Origin of the sequence: Candidatus Contubernalis alkalaceticus, from assembly GCF_022558445.1 — a bacterium.
GTDB classification, from domain to species: Bacteria; Bacillota; Dethiobacteria; order SKNC01; family SKNC01; genus Contubernalis; species Contubernalis alkaliaceticus.
The window spans coordinates 1,648,179-1,665,966 of record NZ_CP054699.1; the positions used below are offsets into that span (position 1 = coordinate 1,648,179).

Annotated in this window: 21 protein-coding genes and 1 pseudogene; 8 read left to right on the forward strand and 14 right to left on the reverse strand. The window is 40.3% G+C overall.

The genetic code is table 11. The annotated features are described in order from the left end of the window. Window positions 1-120: 120 nt before the first annotated feature. Window positions 121-354 (reverse strand): annotated as a pseudogene (locus HUE98_RS08100) (radical SAM protein); the annotation flags it as partial. Between the two features lie 342 nt (window positions 355-696). Between HUE98_RS08100 and HUE98_RS08105 the strand changes: the two are divergent. After that, window positions 697-879: a TetR/AcrR family transcriptional regulator gene (locus HUE98_RS08105; protein ID WP_241423331.1), complete on the forward strand. Its 183-nt coding sequence runs from the start codon at window positions 697-699 to the stop codon at window positions 877-879. A gap of 191 nt (window positions 880-1,070) precedes the next feature. On the opposite strand, the gene HUE98_RS08110 is transcribed toward HUE98_RS08105, so the two are convergent. From HUE98_RS08110 to HUE98_RS08130, 6 genes are all read right to left on the reverse strand, one after another. Beyond that, a complete protein-coding gene (locus HUE98_RS08110; RefSeq protein ID WP_407080309.1) occupies window positions 1,071-1,679 on the reverse strand; it encodes an N-acetylmuramoyl-L-alanine amidase family protein in 609 nt (202 codons plus the stop codon). Between the two features lie 75 nt (window positions 1,680-1,754). Beyond that, on the reverse strand, window positions 1,755-1,895 hold the full coding sequence (locus tag HUE98_RS08115; protein WP_241423333.1) for a hypothetical protein: 141 nt from the start codon (window positions 1,893-1,895) through the stop codon (window positions 1,755-1,757). A 181-nt stretch (window positions 1,896-2,076) separates the two neighbouring features. Then, window positions 2,077-2,208, reverse strand: a complete 132-nt coding sequence (locus HUE98_RS17610; RefSeq protein ID WP_277623715.1) for a hypothetical protein — start codon at window positions 2,206-2,208, stop codon at window positions 2,077-2,079. A gap of 75 nt (window positions 2,209-2,283) precedes the next feature. Then, window positions 2,284-2,685 carry a type II toxin-antitoxin system VapC family toxin gene (locus HUE98_RS08120; RefSeq protein ID WP_241423334.1) on the reverse strand — a complete coding sequence of 134 codons (402 nt, stop codon included), beginning with the start codon at window positions 2,683-2,685 and terminating at the stop codon, window positions 2,284-2,286. Next, on the reverse strand, window positions 2,673-2,945 hold the full coding sequence (locus HUE98_RS08125) for an AbrB/MazE/SpoVT family DNA-binding domain-containing protein (RefSeq protein WP_241423335.1): 273 nt from the start codon (window positions 2,943-2,945) through the stop codon (window positions 2,673-2,675). Before HUE98_RS08125 ends, HUE98_RS08120 begins: the two co-directional genes overlap by 13 nt. An 845-nt stretch (window positions 2,946-3,790) precedes the next feature. Further along, window positions 3,791-4,108 carry a hypothetical protein gene (locus HUE98_RS08130; RefSeq protein ID WP_241423336.1) on the reverse strand — a complete coding sequence of 106 codons (318 nt, stop codon included), beginning with the start codon at window positions 4,106-4,108 and terminating at the stop codon, window positions 3,791-3,793. Between the two features lie 170 nt (window positions 4,109-4,278). Here HUE98_RS08130 and HUE98_RS08135 point away from each other — a divergent pair, with 170 nt between their 5' ends. Further along, window positions 4,279-4,518: an AbrB/MazE/SpoVT family DNA-binding domain-containing protein gene (locus HUE98_RS08135; RefSeq protein WP_241423337.1), complete on the forward strand. Its 240-nt coding sequence runs from the start codon at window positions 4,279-4,281 to the stop codon at window positions 4,516-4,518. Then, window positions 4,518-4,862, forward strand: coding sequence for a type II toxin-antitoxin system PemK/MazF family toxin (locus HUE98_RS08140; RefSeq protein WP_241423338.1), 345 nt, complete (start codon window positions 4,518-4,520; stop codon window positions 4,860-4,862). The genes HUE98_RS08135 and HUE98_RS08140 overlap by 1 nt, the downstream gene beginning before the upstream one ends. A 252-nt stretch (window positions 4,863-5,114) precedes the next feature. On the opposite strand, the gene HUE98_RS08145 is transcribed toward HUE98_RS08140, so the two are convergent. Beyond that, on the reverse strand, window positions 5,115-6,749 hold the full coding sequence (locus tag HUE98_RS08145) for an IS1634 family transposase (protein ID WP_241421052.1): 1,635 nt from the start codon (window positions 6,747-6,749) through the stop codon (window positions 5,115-5,117). A gap of 570 nt (window positions 6,750-7,319) precedes the next feature. On the opposite strand from HUE98_RS08145, the gene HUE98_RS08150 reads away from it, so the two are divergent. The 5 genes from HUE98_RS08150 to HUE98_RS08170 all read left to right on the forward strand — a co-directional run bounded on the left by HUE98_RS08150 (window position 7,320) and on the right by HUE98_RS08170 (window position 10,753). After that, window positions 7,320-7,643, forward strand: a complete 324-nt coding sequence (locus tag HUE98_RS08150) for a type II toxin-antitoxin system RelE/ParE family toxin (RefSeq protein ID WP_407080310.1) — start codon at window positions 7,320-7,322, stop codon at window positions 7,641-7,643. Between the two features lie 54 nt (window positions 7,644-7,697). Further along, window positions 7,698-7,985 carry a transposase gene (locus HUE98_RS08155; RefSeq protein WP_241420515.1) on the forward strand — a complete coding sequence of 96 codons (288 nt, stop codon included), beginning with the start codon at window positions 7,698-7,700 and terminating at the stop codon, window positions 7,983-7,985. Between the two features lie 29 nt (window positions 7,986-8,014). Further along, window positions 8,015-8,884, forward strand: a complete 870-nt coding sequence (locus HUE98_RS08160; RefSeq protein WP_407080286.1) for an IS3 family transposase — start codon at window positions 8,015-8,017, stop codon at window positions 8,882-8,884. 273 nt (window positions 8,885-9,157) lie between these two features. Beyond that, the gene (locus tag HUE98_RS08165) at window positions 9,158-9,442 is read left to right on the forward strand and encodes a helix-turn-helix transcriptional regulator (RefSeq protein ID WP_241423529.1); all 285 of its coding nucleotides are present in this window, start codon (window positions 9,158-9,160) and stop codon (window positions 9,440-9,442) included. Between the two features lie 531 nt (window positions 9,443-9,973). Further along, window positions 9,974-10,753 (forward strand): MBL fold metallo-hydrolase, encoded by a 780-nt coding sequence (locus HUE98_RS08170; protein WP_241423340.1) that lies wholly within the window; start codon window positions 9,974-9,976, stop codon window positions 10,751-10,753. Here HUE98_RS08170 and HUE98_RS08175 read toward each other — a convergent pair. The 6 genes from HUE98_RS08175 to HUE98_RS08200 form a co-directional block, all read right to left on the reverse strand. Beyond that, window positions 10,750-11,667 carry an alpha/beta hydrolase gene (locus HUE98_RS08175; RefSeq protein WP_241423341.1) on the reverse strand — a complete coding sequence of 306 codons (918 nt, stop codon included), beginning with the start codon at window positions 11,665-11,667 and terminating at the stop codon, window positions 10,750-10,752. The genes HUE98_RS08170 and HUE98_RS08175 overlap by 4 nt on opposite strands. An 88-nt stretch (window positions 11,668-11,755) precedes the next feature. Further along, a complete protein-coding gene (locus tag HUE98_RS08180) occupies window positions 11,756-12,373 on the reverse strand; it encodes a TetR/AcrR family transcriptional regulator (protein WP_241423342.1) in 618 nt (205 codons plus the stop codon). A 281-nt stretch (window positions 12,374-12,654) separates the two neighbouring features. Then, window positions 12,655-12,855, reverse strand: a complete 201-nt coding sequence (locus HUE98_RS08185) for a CPBP family glutamic-type intramembrane protease (protein WP_241423343.1) — start codon at window positions 12,853-12,855, stop codon at window positions 12,655-12,657. A 46-nt stretch (window positions 12,856-12,901) separates the two neighbouring features. Continuing rightward, window positions 12,902-15,271 (reverse strand): ABC transporter permease, encoded by a 2,370-nt coding sequence (locus HUE98_RS08190; RefSeq protein ID WP_241423344.1) that lies wholly within the window; start codon window positions 15,269-15,271, stop codon window positions 12,902-12,904. 1 nt (window position 15,272) lies between these two features. Continuing rightward, window positions 15,273-16,031: an ABC transporter ATP-binding protein gene (locus HUE98_RS08195; RefSeq protein WP_241423345.1), complete on the reverse strand. Its 759-nt coding sequence runs from the start codon at window positions 16,029-16,031 to the stop codon at window positions 15,273-15,275. A 330-nt stretch (window positions 16,032-16,361) separates the two neighbouring features. Beyond that, complete coding sequence (locus HUE98_RS08200; protein ID WP_241423346.1) at window positions 16,362-17,786, reverse strand: sensor histidine kinase; 1,425 nt, start codon at window positions 17,784-17,786, stop codon at window positions 16,362-16,364. Window positions 17,787-17,788: the final 2 nt, after the last annotated feature.

A 17,788-nucleotide genomic window follows, 5' to 3' on the forward strand; every position in this document is an offset into this window, starting at 1 on the left:
CTGCTACTTACAAAAAGACTTTTATATTTTAAAAGATTTAAAGACCCTAAAGACTAAACAAGAAAGGAGGTCCCCGTGTCGCTTAAAAAGTTAAAAATCGTGTCTTGACATTGGGGTCCATCATACCGGTGCCCAGTTTTCCGCTGCCTTTTCACACTTTGCACTCAGATCGCGAATGTTTTCTGGGTTTTGTAAATCAGTAGATTTCGCGACTGATCTCTCTACCATCTCTGCCAGACGTTCTTTGTTATCCAGCAGCGGGCAGGGACGAAGGTGATTTTCATTAAACGGCTGCCCTTTATGGTATTCTTGAAATAATGGTAATTTGAGTGCTTCAAGTAAAGACACTTCTTTCCCTTTTGGATATCATCAACATATTGTCAAACTACTAAAAAAAAACAAATAAAAAATGCAAGACTGGGCTCATTAATCAAGAGCCAAAAGTCTTGCATATCATTCGATAAAATGATTACTGTACCCGGATTACTGTGCCGCTTCAACAGTATCGTATTGACGGATACAGCCAGTGGCTAAGCCACTTGCTACTCCCTTTTGGATGACATAAACATACCATATCAAGTAAATACTATCAAGATAAAGTTTACTATAAGCTTATTGTCTTATTCAGGCTTAAAACGGTTCTCCATAATTATTTTTCTCTCTTATGATTTGCATGTAGAACAAGAGGATGTACACTTGAACAAGACATTTATGAAGCTGTCAGCTGAAAAAAGAAAAAACATTATAAATACTGCAATCAGGGAATTTGCTCAAAAAGGATATACTGCAGCATCTACAGACAGTATTTGTAATGCGGCAGGGATATCAAAAGGGACACTTTTTTACTATATTAAGAATAAAAAGAATCTGTTCTGCTGAAAAGGGCATAAAAAAAGCACCTTCTAAGGTGCTCAAGTTTAGCTCTATTTGATTTGCTAATTTTCTATAACTTGGTATAGAAGTTCTCCTTTTAAAAACATCACCTCTATTAGAAGTATACCTAATTTTAAGATTAAAGACAATTATTTAAAACCCTTTTAAGACCAGCCTTGATAGATTTTTGTTCTTCCCTACTTGACCTCTCTAATGATAATATCATAGCGGTTTTCTTCAATCAGCTGAGTTACAAACCGGATTAATGCTTCATTGGTACGAAAAGCCCCTACCTGTGTATCATTAACAAATACCCGTTTCAAGAGGGCTTCAGAAACCTTTTTCTTCAGTTTATAGAAATCAGCAAAAGCCTTCACTGTAGCATCCACGATCCGCTGTTTAAAATTTGAATCTTTCAGCAGCCGTGCATCAGCGGTATTGGTTACAAAATCATTCTCCACCAGTATAGCAGGCATTCTGGTTTCTTTTAGCTCATAAAAATTGGCCCGCTTCCGCCCCCTGTCCCGTCTGCCCTCCGCCGTCCAAACGGCAGCCTGGGCCAGATGAATTGCGTTTTGAATAGCAATACTTTCCTGGGATGGAGAAGTAAATATAAAGCTTTCATAGCCATTTGCCGAACTATCTGTAAACCCATTGTTATGGGCAGAGTAGTAAAGGTCTGCTCCCCACCTGTTGGCTTCTGCCACGCTGTCCCGGATTAAAACGGTCCTGTCACTATCCCTGGCAAGGTTAATCTCTAATTCGTAATCAGCCAACCCTTTTGCAACTGCCAGTATATGCTCCAGGGTTAAGTTTTTTCTACCAGTCCGTTACCAGCAGCACCGCTGTATGCTCCTCCGTGCCCTGCCCTGAGGTATAGTTTAGTCATGCTTAACAGCCTCCTCTTCTTTACATTTCGGGCATACTGGTTTTCCTGTTTTTCCCTGCAGAATATCATCATCATGAACTTCAAATTCTTCTGCACAGACCACGCATTCTTCTCTCATATTTTCTTCCTTCATATATTTTTTTTTCCTTTCAATTTTTTTTTTGAATATTCTAACTTCCCCGCATAAATTATTTTTTACCTTTGTATCAAATCTGTTGTAACATAATATGCATATATGGCAGGAATTTGTTACTGTAATAAATACTTAACGGTAGTGTAAATTTCTTTACAGGCATGTACTTCATTTACATTTATTATTCCGGTAAATAAAGAGTGGACATCCCCTGTTCGAGATGTCCGCTCTGTTGCTGCACAATTGGTTCTTTAAAAGTATAACAACCATTGTTTCCCTCATCTAACAAAAACATGGTTTCCAATGGTAACAATATAGGGCCTGCTTCTAATTATACTAATTCTTTCTTATCTCTGCATACATAGGACAATTCCTTTGTTGTAAATTATCAAAGGTTATTCCAAACATGAAAACCATATTGAACAAAGTGCCTATCGTAAGTAAATGCCTTGGTTATATCTAAACGTTCCATGGCTGCAAAAGTAGTCGCATCCGTGAAAGAATAAGTTTTATCAGTATAATAATTAATTATTTCCACAGCTCTTTTCTCATCTACTTCTGTTATCCTTTCTACCGGCCATATCATTTTTCCTAGCCATTTCCTGGCTAAATCATGCCCTAGTCTACTGGAAATAAGAGCGTGGGATTCTGCCTTGATAAAGTTTGTTATGATAGTAATTACTTTTTCTTTAGACAATTTAATTAAACTATTTTTAGCCTCTTCATGCATTCGGTCAGACCTATCCAGTAATGCATAAATGGCACTGGTATCTACCATTATTTTTTCCATCCCTTGGCTTCTCCTTCTGCCAGATACTGGTCATGTTTTTGAGATACATCCGTATATCCACTCTCACCTGCTCCAACCAGTTCCCACATTGGATCGTCTTTACTTAAAGGATTTGAGGTTTTAACCTTTTTTAGTCGAATTTCTTCTCCCTCGACTATAATTTGGAGATAATCTCCATCTTTAATGTTAAGATTTTTTCTTATAGAAATAGGAATCGTCAACTGGCCCTTGGTAGATATTCTCATTATTTCTTTGTCCATATATTTTCCTCCTTCAGGTAAGTAATTCTTACTTGAAGCATACTATAAATGTATGTTTTTAACAACTCTTTTTATTAAAATTACTGGGGTAATGCTTATATTTGGTCACTAGCCTTGCATAAATTAATACTTAAAATGTCAAGCCACGAAAACCGATGAAATAACGATTATTTTAAAGAAATTGCAATATAGTATTGTACCAAAAGAAAAAATCCATTATAATAGAGATATAGGGTAGTCCTTGCCCAAATCTCTCGGAGCCAAGGGGACGTTTTGTTTGGCTTGCTCTATATTTGACAAAAAAGCCGACCTAATTTCCAGAATCTCCAACCTCCCATAAACTGCCCGGAGATTCAGGCCCTTGCCTTCGGCAATTTCCAGAATCTCCTAAATAGGGTCAGTCCCCCACCAATTTAATGTGTTAAAGCGTAATTCGGAAATGTTCTACAATAATAAAACACTAACTTCACATTCGTAAAAGAAATAGAAACTATTTTAGCTCCGCACTCTTCACTTATTCAAAGTGAATCATTAATGGATAATTATTCTAATTACATCTTATTTCTGCAAACTTGTCGTAATCCCTTTGGAGTAAATTGTCTAGTTTTGTCATTTAATTGCCTGAAAATTCGGCCCCTTTTTTCGTAATTTTCTAAGACCTCCTAATAAAGGGCTATCGAAACCCCTTGTCCTTATCTTTTCCAAAACGGTTTGTCCAATTCTGCTGGAACTGGTGTCCCATTTAGCCGGATTAAGCACAAGAGTATTAAATATTTACAAGAAAAATACTTTAGTGCTTTAAAGTTGTGGGGGACTGACCCTGAAAGGTAGTTTCTGGAAATTGACTAGGGGCAAGGTCCGGAAACTACCGGGCATCTTCGGCCATGTTCCCTCTTATGGCGCTGGCCATAAGGAACACCAGTATGACCGGGCCCACAAAGAGCAGAACCGCCCCGGTTTAAAAAAAAAGGGGAAGCCGTTCCGGTTTTTTTAATCCGCATCAGGGCCAGGGCCAGAAGCAGCCCGTAAAAGGGTGCCACTACCACCAACCGGATTCCAGGAATGGGTAACGCCACCACCAGGGGAACCGTTACAAAGCTCAGCACATTCATGGCCGCCGCCACGATGGCCGCAAAAACTATGTCTTTCAGGGTAAATTTCATGGCTATTCTTCCTTTCAGAAAGTTTTAGTGTTCAAATTCTTACATATTTTAGTAGAACCGATTAAATGTAATTTCCCGTTAATTCAATCCTTAGAGAGAATTGTACCATTGATAGGCGTATATACACGGTATATACTTATTATAATTCTTATTTCAGAGGTGATGTTAAAATGTATACAACGATTCAAAAATGGGGAAACAGCCAGGCCGTCAGGCTTCCCAAAGCAATTCTTGAGCTGGCAAAAATACAGGAGAAAGACCGGGTAGAATTAAAGGTAGAAAATGGAAGTATTATTATTCGTCCTGTAAAAAAACATAAGTCCCTTAAAGAAAGAATTGCTGAACATAATGGAGATTATGAGTGCAGTGAATGGGATACAGGAAAGCCTGCAGGAAAAGAGGTCTGGTAATGGCATATATTCCTGAACAAGGAGATATTATCCTTTTAGAATTCAATCCCCAGGCCGGCCATGAGCAGAAAGGAAGGCGGCCGGCTGTCGTTATCAGTAATAATACTTTTAACCGGTTTACCAGGATAGCTATCGTATGCCCGGTGACAAAAACCGACCGAAAATTTCCCCTGCATGTCTCCCTGGATAACAGGACAAAAACCTCCGGTGTCGTTCTGTGTGAACAGGTTAAATCCCTGGATATTTCAGCCAGAGATACTGTATTTTTAGAAAAAGCTCCCAGAGATATTTTGGAGGAAATAATTGATATACTGTTTGGCTTTGTTGAAATATTCTCCGATTAGGATCTGAGCCTGCAAGGCTGTATATTTAATTAATTCTGTGTAATCTCTTCCAGCTCCCCTTCTATTTCCAGGAACAGTTCTTTTAGCTGTTCCAATTCAATATTGATAGATAAAACCTGCTTTAAAAGCAGCTTTTATGTAGTATCTTTATAATTTTCGTAACATCCTTTGTCCAAAAAAAATAGTATTACATAATATAATAGATATTCAACACCCTGGGACACAAAAATCTTTAGTTAATTTCTGGAATTTCTAGGAATTATCTTTAACATCAAGATAAATATCCGGCTCAAAACCAGCGAGTGCTAATACTCTGGGCACTTTAAAACTTTTAGAAAAAGCACGGCGATCAGGGTTTGAAGTGGTCATTACCAACACATATTCCAGGCTTTGCAGAATCTTTTTACCGGTTGGATTAAATGTTTTCACTTTTCCAGGGATGACGAGTGGTTCCGTTTCTTTTTTTAATGCTTCCCTGACTCGACGTTCCAGGATACCAAATATAAGTAGAGCAATTAACAAAACATAGGCCAATGCTTCTACCCGTTCCGGGTTCTTCAGGTAAATAGGACCGACAAAAAACGGGTCTTTGAGAAACTTAAAAGAAGTTTCCACACTGCTCTGGGCTTTGTATTCTTTTAAAATCTCAGACGATGTATACTCATTCAGGTTGGTAATTAGCACAAAACAACTCAGACGTTCCTTTTCTTTTTGTATCTCTTTTTCATCGGTGGAATACTGAAGCTTAAGAAAATAGACAATTTCTTTGGGGGTATTCTTCCCCGGTCGACCGGGCTTTCGCTTTTCCCGAGCCAAGACTTCACCTGTTACGGGATAAATTGAATCCCCGCACTGTTTTTTAAAGGCTTTTAGAGCAGCTTCGGCATCAGGTGCACAGGCATAGGCATTTTTCTCTAGTTCGTCAATGGCCTTTTCTAGCTCTTTTTGCCTTTTAAGAAGCTTTTTTTCAAGAGACCGGGTTTTACGACCGTCTAGCTTGGATGAATGCATCACCAGAAAACGATAGCTTTTTCCACAGAGCTCCTCTGTAAATTCCTGAACCCGGTAAACAGCTGAATCTTTTTTATCAGAAAAGGTTCCCAGTTCTATAAAGCTATCTTCTTTCCAGGCCCTAGCCTTGATTTCTTTTTCCAGTGAAAAATTGCCCGGGAGTCGGGAAATAAACTTTAGCTTGTGCTTGTCGATTTGCATCAAATTATTCTCAGTAACCAGAGATGAGTCAGCCACGTATATAATGTCTTTTAAAGTATCTGGGTCAAAATTTTCTGCTAGTTTTTCGATAAATTTAAAGTTCCAGGTCTTATCGCTGGTATTTCCGCTTTTTACCTCCGCACAGACCGGTACTTTGTCTTGAGTTACACTAAGGCCAAATAAGAATTGGTTAAGATCGGGCCTCTTGGCTTTGCTGTGTCCTTGCGTAATGATAAAGTCGTCTCCGTCTTCTTCGTTATAAGCACCGTACACAGATACAGATGTTGTGTCATTGTGTAAATACTTTATTTTAATTTGCTCATGACATATGGCCCTAAGGCATAAGGTGGAAAACACCTCCTGGGGCCCTCGATCTGCAAGTTTATCTAAAGAACGGGCCAGGGTATAGTCCGTCAGATCTTTTTTGATTACACCCTTGCCGAAAAGGTTTTCAATATCCAAATTTGCATAAAATTCATCCATTCGATATAGGGGTTTGCGTCCTCCAAACATATTGATGACCAGTGCTTTAATTCTTGTGCCAGGAGAAAGTCGGCACTGTGCCGGATCCCAGTAAACCATTTCATCAATGGTATTGCCAATCTTCAACTGGTCATATAGAGCTGAAATTAGTGCAGCAGGGCCACAATGGTACATTTCAATATCAGCAGTCATGTTCATCCCCTCCTGTTTTTATCATATAACAGAAGGGAAAATAGTACAAGGCAATATCTGTAAATTAACGCTATTTATGAAAATATTTTTCTTAAATGTGATTATCTAGTATAATTAGCTCGAATGGGAAAAATTAGGTTGTTGAATGTCTAATATAATATTGTAGTACTGTTAATTAGTAATTACACATAATTGTATAAATTCCTTCTAAAAAAAACACTTTTACAAGAAAAATACTTTATTGCTTTAAAGTTGTGGGGGACTGGCCCGAGAGGTAGTTTCTGGAAATTGCCAAGGGGCAAGGTCCGGAAACTACCGGGCATTCCAAAGCTAAGGAAGAATTTCTTGAAGCTATTAGCTATTATGAACAATGTAGTTCAGGACTTGGCCTTGAATTTGCAAAGGATAATTATCAAATTTATATGATATTTTAGGTACAAATTATTTTGCAAAATGTTATCATATATGATAACATAAAAAGTATTAAAGGTGAATATACTAATAACAGGAGGCATGTTAGTGGCCTATGATTTAGAGTTTTATAAAAAAGAAAACGGAGATGTACCGGTGATGGATTTTTTATTATCACTTCCGCCGAAGATGAGAGCAAAAGCATTTAGTGAGATTGAGCTGATTAAAAAACATGGTCCTGCACTTAGAGAGCCTTATGTAAAACCGATAAAAGGGAGTAAGAATACAGGATTATATGAACTTCGAGTAAAGTTTTCATCAGATATATCGCGTATATTTTATTTTTTGTGTCAAGCTAATACATTCGTTTTACTTAATGGTTTTGTGAAGAAAAGTAATAAAATTCCTGAACGAGAATTAGAAAGAGCAAGAAAATACAAAGCTGACTATGAAAGAAGGTTGGAGTGGTATCATTTTAGTTAAGTAACAAAACTCGTAATTCTGGAAATAATAACCCAAAAAGAAAGAGGTGTCCAGATGCGAGTATATGATAAAGAATTTAAAGAAGAAGCCATTAAGCTGTCCGGTGAAGTAGGTCCGACAGTAGCTGCTGAAAAGCTGGGAATTCCAGTCACTACTCTTTACACATGGCGAAGCAATGCAAATCGTTATGGAAATATGGCTATTGTCGGCAGTGGTCATAAGCGTGTAGATCCAAAAACCGCTGAAATCAGAGCATTAGAAAAACAACTCAAGGAACTTGAAGCAACCAATGATATTTTGAAAAGAGCCCTGGCTTTTTTCGCAATGAGCCAAAAGAAGTAGCTGCACGAGAACTGTTTAAGTGGATATGCCTGGAAAAAACCCAAGGAAAATCTAAGCACAGCATAAAGACCATGTGCGAGGTATTAGGGGTTAGTGAAAACGGATTTTATAAGTGGTTAAAAAGACAGTCCAGGCCCTACAAATATGATGCTCTTTTGGCAAAGATTCTTCAAATTCGTGCAGACAACCCGGACTATGGAGCGTATAGGATATATCTGCATTTACAACTTTTTCAGGACTATAAGGGCAGTTATTATCTAATCCTCGCGCTCTGTAAAAAACACCATCTAATGCTGAAGAAAAAACGTCACAGCAAGGGGATAACCAAGGCTGATCTTGCTGCACAAGCTAGTGAAAACCTGATCCAGCAAGACTTTACAGCTGAATCACCTAATGAAAAATGGCTGAGTGACATTACAGAAATTCCAACGGCTGACGGTAAGCTTTATGTAGCCGCCGTAATGGACTGTTTTGATGGAAGCATTGTCGGACTAAAAATGGCTAATCACATGCGCGCTGAGCTTTGCGTCGAAGCTTTTACAGCCGGTGTCAAAAAACATCAGGCATATGGTATGATTTTCCATTCAGACAGGGGGAGTCAATACACTAGCACACTTTTCCGTCAAACCCTTGCCCGATATGGAGCAATACAAAGCATGAGCAACACAGGTAAATGCTTTGACAACGCACGGATGGAGTCTTTTTTTGCCACACTGAAAAAAGAAAGCATCTACAAATTTAAAACTGAAACCATGAAAATGGAAACCGTCAAAAGCATCATATTTAGATTTATTGAAATCTACTACAACCGAAAAAGAATTTACACTACAAATGGAGGCTACCCACCCTTGGTCAAGCGTTCGCTCTATTATCAGGAAAACTTATCCCAGGCAGGGTAAACAGTATTCAGGGGCTCTGCCCCCGAACCCCCGGAGTTTTTTCGCTTTGGTTCTCCCAGGGATAGAAAAGAAGACAACCAGGGTTTATTAAACGATTCCCCTGGCTATCCCTGGCAGAACTCTACAGGCCGCTCGTGTTGCTCTCCAGCAGAGCACTATTCTGCCTGTAGATAAGAGCCGTAAATAGTATTTCCAAAAGGAATCCATTTATTAACGAATCCAAAAATTACGAGTTTTGGGGCTAACCCAAATTTGACAACTCCAGGTGTATTGATGAGTAAAGCAGGTGTCAATTCTAATGTGGTTAAAGAGCAGCTGTTGAAAGACAAAGAATTTAAGGCTGAATATGAGAAGTTAAAGCCACGCTATGAGGTTATATCACAGATTATTGAAGCTAGAAATGAACAAAATATCACACAAGAAGAATTGGCTTTACGAGTAGGAACGCAGAAATCAAATATTTCAAGATTTGAAAACGGTTCATATAATCCATCTTTAGATTTTCTGATTAAAATTGCTAAAGGTCTGGGCAAGGAGGTACACATTGAGATTAAATAAATGCTCGGTGGGAACCGTAAGCCACACAGGCTTCCAGTTCTGCCCAAAAGGGCCTAACTCAGAAATGCCTGGCAGTAAAGCAACAAAAAGGAAACCCCGAAAGATAACACTCTCCGGGTTTTTTTGGTAAATGGGGATTTGAGTATCCCCGTTTTGAATACCGATTATCCCATGAATTTGATTATTTTAAATAACCAGGTCCTAATTATGGCTGTAGGCCTGCCATTCTCCAATATAGGAAGTATTATTGAAGCTTGAGCTGTCTTTTGGATAAATTTTCATGTACATAACAGATATCTATTAATACTAACAGGAATAGTACTATCTTTTGACGAAATACAAGTAACCGGAGGAGGGGCTTTATGTACTAGCAAGGAGCTTATTACGCTGGGATATAAAGAAACTCAGAGGGTCCTGGGTAAAGCAAAAATATAAAAATTGCTTTTTCCTCTGATACGATAAGGAGTTCTTTTGGATTCCGATAGTAACCATAGAAAAAAGTGCAGAGACTGATAAAGGGGTAATCCTGATATGGATTCACATAAGAATACTATTAAATTTCTGGGCACCGGGGGAGCCCGCTTTGTTGTTTCCAGGCAGCTCCGTCATTCAGGGGGAATCTGGTGTTGTTTTAATGGTAAAAATATTTTAATTGACCCGGGTCCCGGAACTCTATTGCGCTGTTTAGCCAGCAGGCCCAGGCTAAACCCGGAAAGCCTGGATACAATCATACTAACGCACCGGCACCTGGATCATTCCTGTGATGCTAATATTATGATTGAAGCTATGACCGGAGGCAGGGTGAGGAAGAAAGGTATAATTTTGGCCCCTTCCGATGCTCTATCAGGGCACGAACCGGTTGTTTTCGGTTATCTTCAAGAGGCAGTAGAAAAAGTCGAAATGCTTAGGGCAGGCTCTACTTATACTATAGGTGAAGAAGTTAAGTTGATAACTCCACTGCGTCACCGACATTCCGTAGAGACCTACGGTTTAAAATTTATACTGGGGGAAAAAGAAGTTTCATTCATAGCTGACACGGCTTTTTGCCATGATATAGTGGAACAATATGACACAGATATAATTATATTAAATGTGGTTCTTTACGAGCATCCGGTTCATTCCACAATTGAACATTTAGATTATAAGGATTGTAGAAAAATAATTGAAATAATTAGACCGAAAATGGCGGTTATTACTCATTTTGGCCTAACCATGTTAAAGAAAAAACCCTGGAAACTGGCGGAACAGTTATCTTTAGAAACTGGAGTGCAGGTTATTGCTGCTCATGATGGTATGAATTTGAATATCTAGATACTTAAATATCTTATGAAAGCACATATCTCCTCCATAGCCTGTTTTGCCTCTGGAAACAGGGGGGCCATAACAGGGTAGCAGTGAAACAAACCTTCCCCAACCTTCAATGTAATATCTACTCCTGCTTCTCTGGCTTTTTTTGCAAATCTAACGGCGTCGTCCCGCAGGGTTTCATTTCCTCCGGCATAAATCAACGCTGGTGGGAGCTGGTGGAGGTCCCCATAGAGGGGAGATATATAAGGTAACCCTGGATCATTACTCCCGGCATAGTGTTTGCCGAAGGCAAGTCCAGTGCCTTCCGGGGACAGACATACTTTGGCATTGGTTTTATATGATTCTCCCGTGCACTTGAAATCAGTTACGGGGGAGATGGATACTGCTGCTGCAGGAAGCGGTTTCTTTTGATCCCGTAGGGCGAGTAAAGCAGCTAAACATAGGCCTCCTCCAGCAGAATCACCCACAAAGACAATATTGGAGGGTGAGAACCCTTCGGTCAACAAATAATTATAGGCTGCCAGTGAGTCATCCAGTGCAGCAGGGAAGGGGTTTTCTGGAGCCAAACGGTACTCAAATAACAGAGCCCCCACTTTACTGTTTTTTACAAACTTAGCAGCAATTGACCGGTGAGCTTTACATGTGCCTGATACATACCCTCCACCATGAAAATACAGTATTATCCTATCTTTTTTCCCCTGGGCAGGGAAAATCCATTCTGCATACAATTCATCAATATTTACCGGGGATACGTCTATATCCTTGGGCATTTTTCCAAATTTACCGGCACCTTCTTCAACCTCTTTACGGAAACTGAGCACTGCTTCGTACGTATTCCAATCAATGGCTTCCTTTTTTTGTCGTATATTTCGATGTCTCAACAAAAATGTTATAAGACGGCCCCGCAGACTTGGCATATTTTTATTCCTCCAATTAAGCTTAATTAAGCTATCGGTAATATTTTAAGATCATTCCAAACACCTGTTTAATCTTGTGGTAATTTTTCTAATTGCGTTTAGCGCCATTTAAAAAAAGATCTACACAGCTTTCAATAAACTGACGTCCGTCAAAATTTGCCGGTTCAATGTAGAATTGTTTTACTGCTTCAATGAAGGCAAATTCAAACAGCTCCTCTAACACATGAAGGGGCAAATCATCCCTGATTTCACTGTCTTTTTGTCCCATTTTAATAATTTCGGTTCTCAACAAGTTAAAACCGCTTCTATCGGGTTCATGCTGGTGAAAAGAGATCACTTTCTGCATACGGTAGACCAGGTATCTTTCGAATATTTCTTTATGTCCCTGTATTCCCTCAATCAATTCTTCAAATATTAGTATCATGCGTGAGCGGGTGTCAGGCATATCCTTAAATTTCATTATTCTGCGAAAGTTTTTCTCTTTGAATGACCGCTGCATAAATTCGCTGATGATTGCTTCCTTGTTAGAGAAGTAGTTATAAAGGGTTGTTTTGGCTATGTCAACTTCCTCAGCTATCTGTTCCATTGTGGTTACATCAATACCCTGTTTCTTAAATAAGTTTATCGCTGAGGTTAAAATTTTCTGCCTGGTCTTTTCTTTTTTTCGTTCAGTCCTACTTTCACCGGCCTTTTCTTCGGCACTCATGTTTTACCCCCTCAAGAGATTAGTTAAACAGCATGTAACATTGGACGCAGTTCAATTATGCAATATGTATATTATAGCACTATGTACAACATAGTCAACAGTTAATTTTTTAAAAACCGACAATTAGGCCATGCGGCACGGCCGGGGCGAAGTGCTCAGTATCGTTAGTTATCGTTTTAACCCTGTAACTGGCGCAAACCAAAGGATTATTCCATTATTGAAATATTCCTGCTCTACAGTTATGAATTAGTAGTTTTTCTTTGCCAGCTTTTAGAATTATTTTAAGCCTGGGGAGCCAGGTGCCATATGGCAAAGCCAAAAGTAGGATACAGGTAACCCATAAACAAGCTGCCAGAGAATTCCCTGATGTAAACCCCCCGCCATAGAATTTCGTCAGCCGTCGCATTAATTAATGCAAGGGCTAAAGATGCTAAAATAATTAGCAGAGTAACCCGGGGCAGTTTGGTGAAAAAAACTTTCATTTTTTCCTCCTCTAATTTTCTCTCCTGATGATAAAAGCCATTATTACTATTCCACAATCAGGTCTCTTGGGCTGATACCTAATATTTTACCGGAGGGAATCCAGGCGCTGAACAGTACTACCATCATGCAGATGGGTATGGCGGCCAGAGTTCCCCAAAGCGTCACATCGAAGGGGAAGTTGACCAGACCCATGCCGGAGAGCAGCATGCTCAATATCTTTGGAGAAATAACCAAAGAAAGGGGTATCCCTGCCAGAATGCCTGAGGAAGCCAGTACCAGATCCTTCCAGACCATGGACACCCTAATCTGAACAGGGGTCATGCCCAGTGCTTTATATATTCCAAAGCTTTTCTTATGGCTGAAAATGCTCATAAGGTTTGCATTAAAGCTTATGATGAAGGCAACGGTCATAAAGATGATACTTAACATTAATGCTACCAGTGCCATGTTGGAGGTAATGGACGAAATATTAATTTCCCCACTTTCGTAAACAGACCTGATGCTGAATGAATCGTCAAATATCTTTTTCATGTCACCAACGAAAAGGTCAATATCATTTCCCTCTTTTAACTTTACAGAGTAGCTGCCTGACCGGAAATCCGGGCTGCTCTTCTGAACCGCCTTTTCCTGTATCCTGAAACCCCATCCCATGGCGTTCATGGACTGATAAATGCCGGTTACCAGGTATGTTCCCTTTTCGCCTTCTATATACAGGTCTATGAAATCTCCTACATTTTTGTTATATCTCCGGGCTGTCAAGTATGAGATAGAAACTTCATTATCTTGTTCCGGACTTCTACCCTCCAGGTTTAAAAGGCCGATGGAATCCATATCCCCATCATAGGTGAAAGCTATAACATTTGTAGAAATCTCCCCTGACTGTGCCGCAGCAGCAGCGTTTATAATGACGCTGTAGGGTACTGCTGCCTTTACCCGGTCATCAGCATACAGGGTTTTAAGCACCTGTTCATTAGAAACATGGTGTGAGCCGGTGTCCTGGGAAATCAAGACTTCGGAGTCATCAAAACCCCAGAATGCCAGGTTTTTATCCATATTCTTCACAGAATTGTAAGTGTTTATAGAGAATACCAGGACAAAAGCCATCACTGCTGCGGATACAATGGTAAATACGGCATCCCTCTTCCCGGCAGCAATATTTTTTATTCCCAGCAGCAGGGAAAGGGGCATTCTCATACATGTGGTAATATTGAATCTTTTTCCGGATGCAGTATTTTTCGAAGGGGCAGCATTCCGTATGGCCTCTGCCGGCTTAATGCCCCCCGCTTTGGATGAACTGACATAGGATGCCAGGAATACAACAATCAGCATCACGGCTGAGGTCAAAATGCCTGGATTGATAAATGAAATGTTGAGCTGTGACGTGCCCAGGCTTTTAATCATCTGCGACATGATGCCATTAACCACCGGTTTACTGAATAAAATTCCCGGAGGGACAAAAATGGCGGCCAGGAACAAATACTGCAGGGAATAAATCCTTTTTACCTCCCGGGCTGAAAATCCCTGGGATTTTAAAATCCCGATAACTTTATAATCAGAAATCACCGCGTTAGAGATGGTAAAGGCGATAACAAATACGGAAACCAAAATGATGATGATGGAAAATAGAAGCATAATGATTCCAATGATACTTTGTATCACGCTGTAAAAATATTCTATGGATTCATAATCAAATACAAAGCCGAAAAAGGGTGTTCCCAGGTAATCTTCAAATTCTGTCCAAAGAGTGCTGAATGAAGAATAATCAAAGAGTCTAATACCGATCATTGCATCCATGTCCTGTGCATCCAGTAAGTTTTCTGTCAACATGCCGTTGTAGGCCCATATCCGAACAGGATTCATCATGCTGGCGCTGTACTGCGGATCCACCACAACAGCAGATACCTCAAAACTCTTCATTTGTCCATTAATATGAATTTCCAACTCATCTCCCGGTTTTATTCCCCAGGAATAGGCAAAACCGGTGGGAATCCAAAGTTCATTTTTGCCGGGGGCATCTTTGGTTTCTCCCTCAACCACGGTCAGTTTGTCCTGGGTCATGGCCATACCCGGGTGTTCGGTCACGATCAGGTCTCCAACGGATTGTGATTTTCCATTATGATTAATGCTTTCTCCGGTCATGTAATAGTCCATCACATGGACCCCTTCAACAAACTCACTGGTTTCCCACCACCGGGCAATCTGGTGGTCATCGTGTATCCTGCCCCGGAGCTGCAGGGTTATATGAGAACCGTTCTGCTGCTCAAACATTTCATGGAAAGGATTTTTCAGGTTTTCCAGAATTCCAACGGATGCAGACAGCAGCAGCGCTGAAAGCAGGAGGGTAAACCCGATTAACAGGGACTGGTTTTTCCGTTTTCTCAAATTCGCAGTGGACATCATGAATATGCTTCTCACGTTACCACCCCTTCTCTGTAAGATACCGGAATATCTCTTTTTCTCTTTGTTCACTGTCGTTCTTGCTGTATTTCTCTAACTTCAGGTCTCCACCGATTTTACCGTCTTTGATAAAAAGTATTCTATCTGCCCTGCAGGCTGCCTTAATATCATGGGTTACCATAACAATAGTCTGTCCTTCTGTGTTGATATCGGTGAGGATATCCAGCACATTTTGGCTTTGCTGAGAATTGAGGCTTCCTGTAGGCTCATCGGCAAAAAGCACCGTAGGCGAGTTAATCAACCCCCTGGCTATGGCGGCCCTCTGCTGCTGTCCCCCCGAAACCTGAGAAGGCAGCCTTTGAGCTTCCTGTTCCAAACCCATCACGGCCAGAAGCTCTTTTGTTTTTTCGTTTACCTGTTTCCGGTTGCTGGAAACCAGGTACCCGGAAATAGCTATATTTTCAAAAAGCGTTAGATTGGGGACCAGGTTGATGGCCTGGAAAATAAAGCCTATACTTTTACGTCTGAATTCTGCCGTTTTCTTTTCATCCATCAAATCCACCCGGGATCCCTGGAAGCTTACTTCACCGGCGGTTACGGAATCGATACCGCTCAGGAGATACAAGAGTGTGGATTTGCCGGACCCGGAACTTCCCATGATCACCGTAAAATCCTGCCGGTATATTTCCAGGTTGATATTCCGTATAGCATGGAATTGAATCCCGTCACTAACGTAGGTTTTACACAAATCTTTTGTACTGAGAATGACATTTTGCATAAACTATTCCTCCCTCTTGTGGTTATTTTACCTGCTAATTATGGTCACTACAGCCGAATTATTAAAAGGCGGATTCATACCGACAGCCTGTGAAATACGGCAGTATTGGTTTTAATACGGTACGGCGGATATGTTGAATCAGCTTAAGTCATTTTTCGTGGTTACCTGTTGTGACTCTACTATCATGTTAAACGGAAAATCTTTTTAAGCCCTTATAAACTTATTAAGAATTTATTAACTCACGTCTTGTTATCAGAGAAGTGATAGTTTTTAAATAGCATCAGAAAAAGCCGGAATTTCAATCCGGCTTCAAGGAATTATACAAAGGAATTATACTTTTGACAGGGTAAAGCAGAAGGTGCTTCCTTCGTTCAGCCTGCTTTCAACCCAGATACTTCCCCCATGCTGTTCAATGATGTACTTACAGATGGAAAGCCCCAACCCGGAACCTTCAAAGTCCCTGTTTCGGAACTTTTGGCCCCGGTAGAAACTGTCAAATATATGGGGCAGATCCTCTTGAGAAACGCCAAAACCGGTATCTTTAATAGAGATTTTAATAAATTCCTCTTGATTTTCAGCAGTGAAGGTAATATTTCCCCCTTCGGAGGTGTATTTATTGGCATTCTGTACTAAATTTATAATTACCTGTTCTATCCGGGATTCATCAACATTTATCAACACATCGGGAATTTCCCCTTCTATGCAAAAAGAGACGGGGCTGTTATCAAACTGCACTATAATGGGTTCAAGAATATCCTCTAAAAATTTTTTACTGTATAGTTCCTGTTTATTAATGCGCAGCTGGCCTAGTTCCTGGAGGGAATGCTGGAACAGGTCATCGATCAGGCTTACCAGGCTGTCGGTTTTTTTATCTATTACCGACAGGTACTTGTCCACCATGGAGGGGTCTTTTGCCACCCCTTTTTTCAGGCCTTCCACGTATGCTTTTATGGAAGCAATGGGCGTTCTCAAGTCATGAGATATTTTTGTGACCAATTCCCTGCGGGATTTTTCATACCGGGATTGTCTTTCCAGGGAGTCCTTTAGTTCCAATCTCATAATATCAAAGGACCGGCAGAATTTTCCCAGTTCGTTGTCTTCCAAATAATTTATTTGGCCCTCAAGGTTTCCGCGGGAAATTTCATTAACGGCCGTGTTGAGCCTTTGGATAGGCAGGTGATAAAGCCTGTTAACCCTTCGATATAAAATAAGAGCGGCAAAAAATACTGCGGCCAGGAGTATAAAGACAGGAAGCAGCAGCAGGGCTTTCATGTGGAACTCACTTTGGTTTAAAACCAGGTGTTGAGGAAGCGTAAAAACAGCGCTGGCTTCCAGATGCCCTCCTACCACCAGGGGAAAAGCAAACCTGACCAGACCGTCTTCCAGGGTTGAAAAACTGGCATCGTAGTGAACCTGCGACTTGATGTCCAGGATAATATGACTGTCATAGGCCAGTTCATTCTCTGAGTCAAAAACCAGCCTTCCCCAGTTGTCGATGATTTCCAAACGGGCATTCATTTCATCTATATCAGAAAGAATCCGTGGGGCAAAAAGGTCAAAGTCCGAAACATTGTGGTAATTATTTTCCGCTTCATTCATTATGCCGTTGGTCAGCAGCCTTGCCTGGTTAAAAGTGTACATGCTGTTCTGGTTTACCAAAATATTGGATAATAAAAGGTAAGAGGCTGTTAATACTATCAATGAAAAAAGCAAATAGATGGCTAATAGCCGCAGTGGTTTCTTCATGATTTCCATGT

Coding starts and splice junctions, on each gene's coding strand:
- HUE98_RS08115 (WP_241423333.1), bottom strand. CDS start 1,895: ATGAAGGAAGAAAATATGAGAGAAGAATGCGTGGTCTGTGCAGAAGAA.
- HUE98_RS08120 (WP_241423334.1), bottom strand. CDS start 2,685: ATGGAAAAAATAATGGTAGATACCAGTGCCATTTATGCATTACTGGAT.
- HUE98_RS08125 (WP_241423335.1), bottom strand. CDS start 2,945: ATGGACAAAGAAATAATGAGAATATCTACCAAGGGCCAGTTGACGATT.
- HUE98_RS08130 (WP_241423336.1), bottom strand. CDS start 4,108: ATGAAATTTACCCTGAAAGACATAGTTTTTGCGGCCATCGTGGCGGCG.
- HUE98_RS08135 (WP_241423337.1), top strand. CDS start 4,279: ATGTATACAACGATTCAAAAATGGGGAAACAGCCAGGCCGTCAGGCTT.
- HUE98_RS08140 (WP_241423338.1), top strand. CDS start 4,518: ATGGCATATATTCCTGAACAAGGAGATATTATCCTTTTAGAATTCAAT.
- HUE98_RS08145 (WP_241421052.1), bottom strand. CDS start 6,749: ATGACTGCTGATATTGAAATGTACCATTGTGGCCCTGCTGCACTAATT.
- HUE98_RS08150 (WP_407080310.1), top strand. CDS start 7,320: ATGGATTTTTTATTATCACTTCCGCCGAAGATGAGAGCAAAAGCATTT.
- HUE98_RS08155 (WP_241420515.1), top strand. CDS start 7,698: ATGCGAGTATATGATAAAGAATTTAAAGAAGAAGCCATTAAGCTGTCC.
- HUE98_RS08165 (WP_241423529.1), top strand. CDS start 9,158: ATGAGTAAAGCAGGTGTCAATTCTAATGTGGTTAAAGAGCAGCTGTTG.
- HUE98_RS08170 (WP_241423340.1), top strand. CDS start 9,974: ATGGATTCACATAAGAATACTATTAAATTTCTGGGCACCGGGGGAGCC.
- HUE98_RS08175 (WP_241423341.1), bottom strand. CDS start 11,667: ATGCCAAGTCTGCGGGGCCGTCTTATAACATTTTTGTTGAGACATCGA.
- HUE98_RS08180 (WP_241423342.1), bottom strand. CDS start 12,373: ATGAGTGCCGAAGAAAAGGCCGGTGAAAGTAGGACTGAACGAAAAAAA.
- HUE98_RS08185 (WP_241423343.1), bottom strand. CDS start 12,855: ATGAAAGTTTTTTTCACCAAACTGCCCCGGGTTACTCTGCTAATTATT.
- HUE98_RS08195 (WP_241423345.1), bottom strand. CDS start 16,031: ATGCAAAATGTCATTCTCAGTACAAAAGATTTGTGTAAAACCTACGTT.
- HUE98_RS08200 (WP_241423346.1), bottom strand. CDS start 17,786: ATGGAAATCATGAAGAAACCACTGCGGCTATTAGCCATCTATTTGCTT.